The 9,597-nt window shown below is 69.0% G+C and carries 11 protein-coding genes; 10 read left to right on the top strand and 1 reads right to left on the bottom strand.

Annotated elements, in window-relative coordinates:
• Nucleotides 1-267: prepilin-type N-terminal cleavage/methylation domain-containing protein (locus VGZ23_00140; GenBank protein HEV2356021.1), on the bottom strand; the 267-nt coding region annotated here is incomplete at its 3' end.
• Between the two features lie 258 nt (nucleotides 268-525).
• Between VGZ23_00140 and VGZ23_00135 the strand changes: the two genes are divergently transcribed.
• From VGZ23_00135 to VGZ23_00090, 10 genes are all read left to right on the top strand, one after another.
• On the top strand, nucleotides 526-1,557 hold the full coding sequence (locus VGZ23_00135) for an ABC transporter ATP-binding protein (GenBank protein HEV2356020.1): 1,032 nt from the start codon (nucleotides 526-528) through the stop codon (nucleotides 1,555-1,557).
• Nucleotides 1,554-2,327 (top strand): ABC transporter permease subunit, encoded by a 774-nt coding sequence (locus tag VGZ23_00130; protein HEV2356019.1) that lies wholly within the window; start codon nucleotides 1,554-1,556, stop codon nucleotides 2,325-2,327. Before VGZ23_00135 ends, VGZ23_00130 begins: the two co-directional genes overlap by 4 nt.
• Nucleotides 2,327-3,070, top strand: coding sequence for a hypothetical protein (locus VGZ23_00125; protein ID HEV2356018.1), 744 nt, complete (start codon nucleotides 2,327-2,329; stop codon nucleotides 3,068-3,070). The genes VGZ23_00130 and VGZ23_00125 overlap by 1 nt, the downstream gene beginning before the upstream one ends.
• Entirely contained in the window at nucleotides 3,067-3,489 is a 423-nt protein-coding gene (locus VGZ23_00120) for a DUF4352 domain-containing protein (GenBank protein HEV2356017.1), read from the top strand. The genes VGZ23_00125 and VGZ23_00120 overlap by 4 nt, the downstream gene beginning before the upstream one ends.
• 3 nt (nucleotides 3,490-3,492) lie before the next feature.
• Nucleotides 3,493-4,116, top strand: coding sequence for a hypothetical protein (locus VGZ23_00115; GenBank protein HEV2356016.1), 624 nt, complete (start codon nucleotides 3,493-3,495; stop codon nucleotides 4,114-4,116).
• Nucleotides 4,117-4,276: 160 nt separating this feature from the next.
• Nucleotides 4,277-4,846 (top strand): Uma2 family endonuclease, encoded by a 570-nt coding sequence (locus tag VGZ23_00110; GenBank protein HEV2356015.1) that lies wholly within the window; start codon nucleotides 4,277-4,279, stop codon nucleotides 4,844-4,846.
• A gap of 109 nt (nucleotides 4,847-4,955) precedes the next feature.
• Nucleotides 4,956-5,756: a hypothetical protein gene (locus tag VGZ23_00105; protein HEV2356014.1), complete on the top strand. Its 801-nt coding sequence runs from the start codon at nucleotides 4,956-4,958 to the stop codon at nucleotides 5,754-5,756.
• Nucleotides 5,734-6,453 (top strand): metallophosphoesterase, encoded by a 720-nt coding sequence (locus VGZ23_00100; protein HEV2356013.1) that lies wholly within the window; start codon nucleotides 5,734-5,736, stop codon nucleotides 6,451-6,453. Before VGZ23_00105 ends, VGZ23_00100 begins: the two co-directional genes overlap by 23 nt.
• 139 nt (nucleotides 6,454-6,592) lie before the next feature.
• Nucleotides 6,593-7,777, top strand: a complete 1,185-nt coding sequence (locus tag VGZ23_00095; GenBank protein HEV2356012.1) for an acetyl-CoA C-acyltransferase — start codon at nucleotides 6,593-6,595, stop codon at nucleotides 7,775-7,777.
• Between the two features lie 34 nt (nucleotides 7,778-7,811).
• On the top strand, nucleotides 7,812-9,434 hold the full coding sequence (locus VGZ23_00090) for a long-chain fatty acid--CoA ligase (protein HEV2356011.1): 1,623 nt from the start codon (nucleotides 7,812-7,814) through the stop codon (nucleotides 9,432-9,434).
• Nucleotides 9,435-9,597: the final 163 nt, after the last annotated feature.

The following is a 9,597-nucleotide window of genomic DNA, read 5'->3' as shown; positions in this document are numbered from 1 at the left end:
CGTTCCCGCAAGCGGAATGGAGTTGGCCGCCATCGTGCCGCCCTTTAGGTTGACACTCGGGTTGTCGGTCTGCCACATCGCGATCGAGGTCTCGAGGTTCCGCTGGTTGCTGACGCACGTCGCCTTCCGCGCCCGCTCGCGCGCCAGACCGAACTGCGGGATCAGAATCGCCGCCAGCACCAGGATCACGAGGATCACGATCATCAACTCGATGAGCGTGAAGCCCCGCTCCTCGCCGTGCACTTTGTTCACGAGTCTTCGAAGCACAAGTCACCTCCTTGCGGCTACTGGTTGTTCAACATGATCGCGTATCAGGCGTGCGAGTCTGTCCCCCTCCCTGCGCCCCTCCTTTCAAGCCCGTCCGTGATTGGGAATGATTCCAGCGCTGTTCCGCGCCGTCGGATTGCCACCCGTTCTCATGCCCAACCCCCCCGCGCGATAGACATGCCGGCGCGTTCACCCGCCTGCGTCTACCGCGCGCGGCCCGTGGGCACAAGACCTACAGTGCACTTCCCCGAGGTTTGCATGGGACCCAACGGAGGGACGATCGTGCCGCCCGTCATTTCGGTCGAGAACCTCACCAAGCGCTATCGCAACCTCCAGCGGTCGGATCGCGCCGCGCTGCGCGGACTGACGCTGGAGGTCCCGCCGGGGGAGATCTACGGGTTTCTCGGACCGAACGGCGCCGGCAAGACGACCGCGATCAAGCTGCTGCTGGGCCTGATTCGGCCAACCGCCGGGCGCGGCACCGTCCTCGGACACCCGCTGGGATCCGTCGAGGCGAGACGGCGTCTCGGGTTTCTCCCCGAGTCGCCGTACTTCTATGAATACCTGCGCGGGGAGGAGCTCCTGCAGTACTACGGCTCGCTCTTTCGGTTGCCCGACCGGATCCGCCGCGAGCGCGTCGAGGGCCTGCTGCGGCTCGTCGGCCTCTGGGAACACCGGCGGCTCGCCGTCCGCAAGTACTCGCGCGGCATGCTGCAGCGGCTCGGGCTCGCGCAGGCCCTGATCAACGATCCGGAGCTCGTGATCCTCGACGAGCCGGCCGGCGGACTCGATCCGATCGGCCGCCGGGAGATGCGCGACGTCCTGCTCCAGCTCCGCGAGCGCGGCAAGACGGTCTTTCTGAGCTCCCACATTCTCGCCGAGGTCGAGACCGTCTGTGATCGGGTCGCGATCTTGAATCGCGGAGAGTTGGTGGCCGTCGGCCGGATCGGCGACCTTCTCGGCGGGAGCCGGGAGATGGAGCTCACGATCCACGGGGCCAACGGCGCGCTCGACCGGCACATCGAGGCGATTCCCGGCGCAACGATCCACCACGGCACGGACGCCACGGTCGTCATCGTTCCGGAGCAGCGCTTCGTCTACCCGATCATCGACGTGATCCGCGAGACGGGGGGGCAGATTGTGTCGCTTGGAGCGAAACGCGAGCGGCTCGAGGATCTGTTCGTCAAGCTGGTCGGGCAGCCGGACGGGGGAACAGATCGTGCCGTTGATCCCGGCGGCGGCGGATCAGGACCTCGCTACGCGGCGCGTTTTGATGGAGGCGCCGCGTGAGCGCGTCGATCGTCCTGGTCGTGGCGCGTCAGGTCATGCGGGAGGCGTGGCGGCGCCGGACCCTGCCGGCCCTGGCCCTGTTCGGGTGCGGCGTCATCATCAGCAGCGCCTTCCTTTCGTTCTTTCAATTGGGGGTGGAGATCAAGTTCTTCAAAGACGTCGGCATCACCGTGATTTTCCTGTTCGGCACGCTGGCCACGCTGGCCCTGGTCAGCACGCAGTTGTCGGGCGAGATTGAGAGCCGGACGATTTACAACGTGCTCAGCAAACCGGTTCGCCGTGTAGAGCTCATGCTCGGGAAGTTCGCCGGCTCGATCGCGGCCACCGCGCTCGCCGTCGCGCCGATGGTCGGCATCTTAGTGTTCTTCGTCCACGTCGACCGGGGCGGATCGGCGTTCGAGGCCGTTAAGGCCGGCTACTTCTTGTGGCTGTCGTTCGTCGTGCTGTCCGCCATCGCGCTGGCGATCGCGTCCTTCAGCAGCTCGATCGTGTGCGTGGCCCTGACCGTCCTGGTGTTGGTGATCAGCTACCTCAAAGGCGCCGTCACCACCTACATCGCCCTGGTCGCGCACAGCAACGTCGCGGCCACGGCGGGCCAGGCGATTTACTACCTGCTCCCCAACTTCGAGAACTTCAATGTCCGCACGGCCGTCGTCCACAACATGATCGTGCCGTGGCCCTACGTGTTCCGGACGAGCCTCTATGCCGCCGCCCTCGTCGCGTTTTCTCTGTATCTCGGCGTCCAGGTCTTCGAGGAGCGTGAGTTCTGATGGCGGCGTCCCGGACCCGGCTGCGGCTCGTCGTCACCGCCGCTGTGCTGCTGGCCTGCGTGGCCGGGACCCAGGCCATGGTCGACGTCTACCGGCCGATCGTCAACGACGAGGCCGGCGTGCCGTTCACTGCCGCCGCCCTCGTGGTGCGCAGTTTCGCCGGCCAGATCCGGGGCCTGCTCGCGGATTTCCTGTGGCTGCGCGTCGACGAGTATCAGCATCGCCGCCGAATCGTCAACGGCGATATCCTTCGCGCCGACGACGAAGCGCTGATGCCGCTCGTTCGGCTCATCACCTGGCTCAACCCGCACTTCATCGACGCCTACGCCCTCGGCGGGCAGTGGTTGGCCTTCCACTTCGGGCGGGCCCATGAGGCGGTGGCGTTCTACGAAGAGGGCATCCGCAACAACCCGCGCGACGCCAGCCTGCTGACCGGGGTGGCATGGGTGTACTGGAGGTTCCTGCACGATCCGGCGGACGGTGCGGCCAGGGCCGAGCGGGCCGCCCGCGTCACCGATAATGACACGGCGAGGTTCCAGGCCCTGTGGATCGCCGCGCACATTCTCGCCGACGGCGGCGATCGCGCGGGCGCGATTCGGATCTGGAAGAAAGTGAGCGAGATTCCGGGCTACGATGTGACCGCCCGGTACTTTCTCGACCGCCTGTCTCAACCGGCCCCGGCGGCGGTTCCGTCAGAGCGCGTGTCGGCCCCGAGCGACGGCGCCGGGAGTCGGCGCCCGTGACCACAATCACAAGACGCGCCTTCCAACTGGCCACCGCCCTGGTGCTGGCGAGCACCGTCGTCCTCGTGACGCAGTGGGCGTATCCGGCCGGCCACCTCGCCATCCACCTCGGACGCCCCGAGTACTCGCGCGTCGTCGGGGAGAGCGACGTGTACGTCATGATTGATCTGCGCGTGCAGAACGTCGGCGTCGATCCGGTGAGCGTCGACCGGGAACATTTTCTGCTGGTCGACACTGCAGGACAGATGTACCAAAGCGATCCCTCGACGCACTTCCTGCGCAACCACTTCGACGTGACGACGATCCTCCCGCTTCACGACATCCGAGGCGCCACGGTGTTCCGGATCGGTCCGGGGCGGACCGCGGGCCAGCTGATTTTCGTCACCACCACCGGACAGATCGTGCGTTTCCGGCTGTAGCGCATGGTCTCCCGAAGCCAGCTCGGCGGACTGCTCGCCGCCGTCGTGGTGGCCGGCGCGTTCGCGGTGCTCGGCCGTGGCGCACATTACGGTCAGGCCGGCGCCCAAGTCGTCCCAGGGTCGTCTGCGGATGCCCGTACCGCGGCGGCGGCCCCTCAGCCGTCGAAGCCTTCGGAGCGCACGGGCGAGTTTGCAACCGGCGCCTCTGGCTCAGGGGACACCGGCATGGACGTCGGCGACATTCTCGAGCCGATGGCCGCACAACTCGCGGACCTTCTCGAGCACCTGCGGGAGCAATGCGCCGCCGCTCGTCGGGCCGGAAGCGTGCCGGTCCTGTCGGTGGCAAAGTCGTGCGTCGATGCAGGCGAGGCCACGGGGACCACCGTGGAGCTCGTGCGCGGCACGCTGGCGAGCCCGGCCGGGCGACACGTCCCGGGCGCCGTACGGTCCCGGTGGACGCGTGACCTTGACGCCGCGGCCGCTGAGATCCGGGCGTCGCTCACACCGGTGCAGGAGTCGCTCGGCCGGGTGCTCGCATCCGGTGCGCCCTCACCCGCGGCGTTTCGCGATTTGGCGCACCTCCGCGACCGGGTTGCCCTCGTGCTGACGGAGTTGAACGGGCCCTAACAGACGCACGCAGTCACCCGTGAGCGTCGCCCTGCTGTTCGTGACCACCACCGGGGAGGTCGTCCGCCTCAAGCTGTCCTGAGACGCCCGCGCCGCGCACCGCTTCCTGGCGGCTCCCGACCATGGTAGGATGATGCCAGTACGCACGGAGGCGGTGGCCGTGGCGATTACCCTCGCCCTGTCTTACAAGGTTTCAGACGATGAGCTCCTGGCGCTCTCCGAACGCAATCCCGGGTATCAGTTCGAACGCACGGCCAAGGGAGAAATTATCGTGACACCGACGGGGCTCGGGTCCGGCGGCCGCAGCGCTGAAGTCGTCAGACAACTCGGGAACTGGGCGGAAGCGAACCGCAACGGCAAAGCGTTCGATTCTTCCACCGGCTTTCGTCTCCCTGACGGCGCCGTGTTCGCCCCGGATGCCGCCTGGGTGCGCCGCGCACGACTCGACGCGCTCAGTCCGGAGCAGCATAAGAAATTCGGCCCGCTCTGCCCGGACGCGGTCTTCGAAGTCCGATCGGAGAGCAACACCCTCACCGAGCTTCGTGAAAAGATCCGCGCCTACATCGCGAACGGCGCCCAGATCGCGGTGCTCCTCGATCCCGAGGAGCGGGTCGTCGAGGTCCACCGGCCTGGGCGGGCTCCGGAGGTCCATCGGAATCCTACAACCGTGGCGCTGGACCCCGAGTTGCCGGGGTTCGTGCTGGACGTAGCCCCGATCTTCGCCATCTAGTATAGCCCCCGCGCGAGCGCCGCCGGCCCTCCCGCCCCGTCTGCTCCGCCGCCACTCGTTCTGGGTAGGCTTAGTAGCAGGGGAATCGGCCGGGAGGCGATGGCGCGGGATGAGCATCACAGCCGGCATCATCGAAGCCGAACGATTCTACGCGGACGCGCTCCGCACGCTCGTGCGCGGCCGCATCCCGTTCATGATCGGCGGGGCGTACGCCCTGCGCGTCTACGCCGGCATCGTCCGCCATACCAAAGACCTCGACGTGTTCTGCACGCGCCGGGACCACAGCCGCGTCGTCCGCACGCTCGTCAAGTCCGGCGAACGGGTCGAGCGGACCGATCCGACCTGGATCGTCAAGGTCTTCCGCGGGGACCTCTTCATCGACGTCATCTACGGGTCCGGCAACGGCATTTGCCACGTCGACCAGCGGTGGTTCGAGCACGCCCGTCCGGCGCGGCTCCTCGGCTCCCGCGTCCGGCTGATCCCGCCCGAGGAGATGATCTGGAGCAAGGCGTTCGTGCAGGACCGCTACCGGTTCGACGGGGCGGACGTCGCACACATCCTGCGCCGGCAGGGACGCACCCTCGACTGGCGGCGGCTGCTCGACCGCATGGGCCCGGAGTGGGAGGTCCTGCTCGGGCACCTGGTCAACTTTCGGTTCGTGTATCCCGCGGAACGGGACGTCGTGCCGGCGTGGGTGCTTCGCGAATTGGTGGCACGGCTCGAGCATGCCGGGAACGAGGCCGGCCGCGGCCGGCGTCCGGACCTCTCCGTCTGCCGCGGGACGCTGTTGACGCCCTACGATTATGTGCCGGACGTGACGGTGTGGGGCTACGCCGACGCCCGGGCCGACATCGCGCGGCGCGCGCGCAGGAAGATCCGCACGAGACATGCGAATCGCCGCGCTGGGTGACCTGCACGTCCAGGAGGCGGTGCCGGAACCGCTGCGCCGGGTGTTCACGGAGGTGAACGACCGCGCGGACGTCCTCGTCCTCTGCGGTGATCTGACCGACCACGGCTTCCCCCGCGAGGCCGAGGCGGTGACCGAAGCGCTCGCCGCCTGCCGGATTCCGAAGATCGCGGTGCTCGGCAACCACGATTTCGAAAGTGCGCCGCCGGACGAGCTCCGCAAGATCCTCGGCCGCAGCGGCGTGACGATCCTGGCCATCGAGCCGTTGGTGCTCGACGGCATCGGGTTCGTCGGCGCCAAGGGGTTCGGCGGCGGCTTCGGCCGCCACATGTTGCAGCCGTGGGGCGAGCACGCGGTGAAACAATTCGTCCAGGACGCCGTCAACGAGGCCTTGATCCTCGACCGGGCCCTGGCCCGGCTCAAAGCCGAGCACGGCGTGGAACGGACCGTGGCCGTGCTGCACTACGCGCCGATCCGCGAGACGGTCGAGGGCGAGGCGCCCGAAGTCTTCCCCTTCCTCGGCTCGTCCCGCCTGGCCGATCCGCTGGACCGGTTTGGCGTCGCCGCCGTGCTCCACGCGCACGCCCACCACGGCGCGCCGGAGGGACGGACGCCGCAGGGCATTCCCGTCTACAACGTCTCCCTGCCGGTGCTCCGGGCGCAGAAACCGGAGCAGATGTACCGCCTGATCGAGATCTAGCGGGGCATCGAAGCGACACATCTCCCGGCATGCATATCTGCCGCCCGTTGAAGGAGTGTGCCGCGGCCACCGGCGAACGTCGCCTCCGGCCGGTGCCGCAGGACGTCGACCACCGGCCGCAGGTGCGGGGGATCCCGGCTTGAGCGGCGTGTACATCCTCGACGGCGCGCGGACCGCCTTCGGCCGCTTCGGCGGCGGCTTCCGTCGCGTCACCGCGACGCAACTCGGGGCCGCGGCGGCGCGGGGCGCGCTCGCCCGGTCGCGGATCGCGCCGGGCGCGGTGGACCACGTCGCCTTCGGCAACGTCGTGCAGTCGAGCGCGGACGCGGTCTACCTCGCGCGCCACGTCGGGCTCGCCGCCGGAACGCGGATCGAGTGCCCGGCGGTGACGATCAATCGCCTGTGCGGGTCGGGGCTCGAAGCCGCCGTGTACGGCGCGCGCCTGATCGACGCCGGGGAAGCCGAGGTGGTGCTCGCGGGCGGCACCGAGAACATGAGCCAGGCGCCGTTTGTGATTCGCGGGGCGCGGGAAGGCCTGCCGCTTGGTCCCGCCTCCCTCGAGGACTCGCTGTGGGCGGCGCTGACCGACGCGGGGTGCGGACTCGGCATGGCGGAGACCGCGGAAAACCTCGCCGGCCGCTACCGCCTCACGCGCGAGGCGCAGGACGCGTTTGCGGCCCGAAGTCACACCCTCGCCGCCCGCGCCCGGGCGGCGGGCCGATTTGCCGAGGAGATCGTGCCGGTCGCCCCGTCCGGCGCCGCCGCCGGTGCGCCCCCCGTCGAACACGACGAGCACATCAGATCGGAGACGACCGCGGAGCGGCTGGCGAAATTACCGGCGCGATTCCGCGAGAACGGCACAGTCACCGCGGGGAACAGCAGCGGCATCAACGACGGCGCCGCCGCGGTCGTGCTGGCCTCGGCCGGCGCCGCGGAGCGTCTCGGCGGGCGGCCGCTCGGCCGGCTGGTGTCCTGGGCGGCCGTGGGCGTGCCGCCGGAGATCATGGGCATCGGCCCGGTCCCCGCGAGCCGGGAAGCGCTCGCGCGCGGCGAGTTGCGGCTCGAGCAGATGGATCTTGTGGAGATGAACGAGGCCTTCGCCGCGCAATATCTCGCCGTCGAGGCGGAGCTGGGACTCGATCGCGCCCGCGTGAACCCGAACGGCGGAGCGATCGCGCTCGGCCATCCGATCGGCGCGAGCGGGGCGCGGCTGCTCCTGACCCTGCTCTACGAGCTTCGTCACCGTGGAGGGCGCTACGGCCTGGCCGCGCTCTGTATCGGCGGGGGTCAAGGAATCGCCGCGATCGTCGAGGTCCCCGGTTAGGGCGGCGGCGCGGGAGGGGGAGACCATGGCGACGATGCGCTACCAGTTGACGCTGCCGGCGATGCTCGACCGGGGCGAACGATTTTTCCCACGGCAGGAGATCGTGTCGCGGACCGACGCCGGGGTCTTTCGCTACACGTTCGGTGACTTCGCCCCGCGCGTCCGCCGGTTGGGCTCCGCGCTCCTGGCACTTGGGGTGCGAAAAGGCGACCGCGTGGCGACGCTGGCCTGGAATCATCACCGCCACCTGGAAGCGTACTTCGCGATCCCGTCAATCGGCGCGGTCCTCCACACCCTAAATTTGCGCCTCCCGCCGGCGCACCTGACGCACATCATCAACCACGCCGAGGACGCCGTGATCCTCGTCGATCCGGATCTGCTCCCTCTGCTCGAGTCGGTTGCCTCGGAACTGGCGACCGTGAGACGCATCGTGGTCATGAGCGACGGGGACCTTCCGGCAACGCGCCTGCCGGCCACGTCCTCATACGAAGCGCTGGTCTCGTCGGCCGAGCCGCTGCCGCGCTGGCCGAACCTCGACGAATGGGACGCCGCCGGCATGTGCTTCTCTTCCGCGACGACCGGGCTGCCGAAAGGGGTCACCTTCACCCACCGGGCCCTGTGGCTCCACAGCCTCGCGTTGTCGCTCGCGGATACGGTGGGCGTGTCGCACCGGGACGTCATCCTGCCGGTCGTGCCGATGTTTCATGTGAACGCGTGGGGGCTGCCGTTCGCGGCCGTCTGGATGGGCGCGAAGCTCGTCCTTCCCGGCCCCCGTCCCGACCCGCGCGCCGTCTGCGAGTTGATCCAGCGCGAGCGGGTGACGCTCGGCGCGGGCGTCCCCACCGTGTGGATGGCGGTGCTCGCGCTGCTCGAGAAGGAGACGTTCGATCTGTCAAGCCTCGGGCGGGTGGTGTGCGGCGGCTCCGCGCCGCCGCGCGCGCTGATCGAGACGTGGGAGAAACGGGTCGGCGGGTCGTTCATGCACGCCTACGGCATGACGGAGGCGGCACCGCTCACCCACGTGTCCCTCCTCAAGGCGCACATGGCGGGGTGGCCCGACGACCGCCGGTACGACGTGAAGAGGCGCCAGGGGCTCCTGGCCCCCGGTCTGGAGATGCGCATCGTCAGCCCCGGCGGCGCGGACGTGCCGTGGGACGGGACCACGATGGGCGAATTGTGGCTGCGCGGCCCCTGGATCGCGGACGAATACTACCGCGATCCACGCACGCCGGCGACGTTTCAGGACGGCTGGTACCACACCGGCGACGTGGCGACGGTGGATGCGGAGGGCTACCTCGGCATCGTCGACCGGATGAAGGACGTGATCAAGTCCGGCGGCGAGTGGATCTCGTCGGTCGATCTCGAGAACGCCATCATGGCGCACGCCTCGGTCGCCGAGGCGGCGGTGGTCGGCGTCGCGCACCCCACGTGGCAGGAGCGGCCGCTCGCGTGCGTGGTCGCGAAACCCGGCTGCACCCTGACGGAGGACGAAATCCGCGCGCATCTGACCGCGCGGTTCCCGTCCTGGTGGCTGCCCGATTGTGTGGTGTTCATCGCCGAAGTGCCGAAGACGAGCGTCGGCAAGTTCGACAAGAAGGTGCTGCGGGAGCGGTACGCCGGGTACCTCATGGAGCGCGACGCGCAGCGCGCGCCCTGAGCGGGCCGCCTTCTCCTAGCCGTCCTCCGCGAAGCGTTCCACGATGCGGGCCATGAGCCGAATCGTCTCCTGAAAGTCCGCGACGCGAATGTTCTCATCCGGTGCGTGCGCGCGGCTGTCCCAGTAGCCGTCGCCGGCGCCGACGATCGGCAGGTCGAGCACC

This window comes from bacterium (assembly GCA_035945995.1).
Taxonomy (GTDB): Bacteria; Sysuimicrobiota; Sysuimicrobiia; order Sysuimicrobiales; family Segetimicrobiaceae; genus DASSJF01.
This window is presented reverse-complemented; position numbering and strand designations above follow the sequence as displayed.

Bases quoted from the DNA above. Each gene is read 5' to 3' on its own strand.
- VGZ23_00105 (HEV2356014.1), top strand. From the start codon at position 4,956: ATGAGCATCACAGCCGGCATCATCGAAGCCGAACGATTCTACGCGGAC.
- VGZ23_00090 (HEV2356011.1), top strand. From the start codon at position 7,812: ATGCGCTACCAGTTGACGCTGCCGGCGATGCTCGACCGGGGCGAACGA.
- VGZ23_00115 (HEV2356016.1), top strand. From the start codon at position 3,493: ATGGTCTCCCGAAGCCAGCTCGGCGGACTGCTCGCCGCCGTCGTGGTG.
- VGZ23_00135 (HEV2356020.1), top strand. From the start codon at position 526: ATGGGACCCAACGGAGGGACGATCGTGCCGCCCGTCATTTCGGTCGAG.
- VGZ23_00100 (HEV2356013.1), top strand. From the start codon at position 5,734: ATGCGAATCGCCGCGCTGGGTGACCTGCACGTCCAGGAGGCGGTGCCG.
- VGZ23_00125 (HEV2356018.1), top strand. From the start codon at position 2,327: ATGGCGGCGTCCCGGACCCGGCTGCGGCTCGTCGTCACCGCCGCTGTG.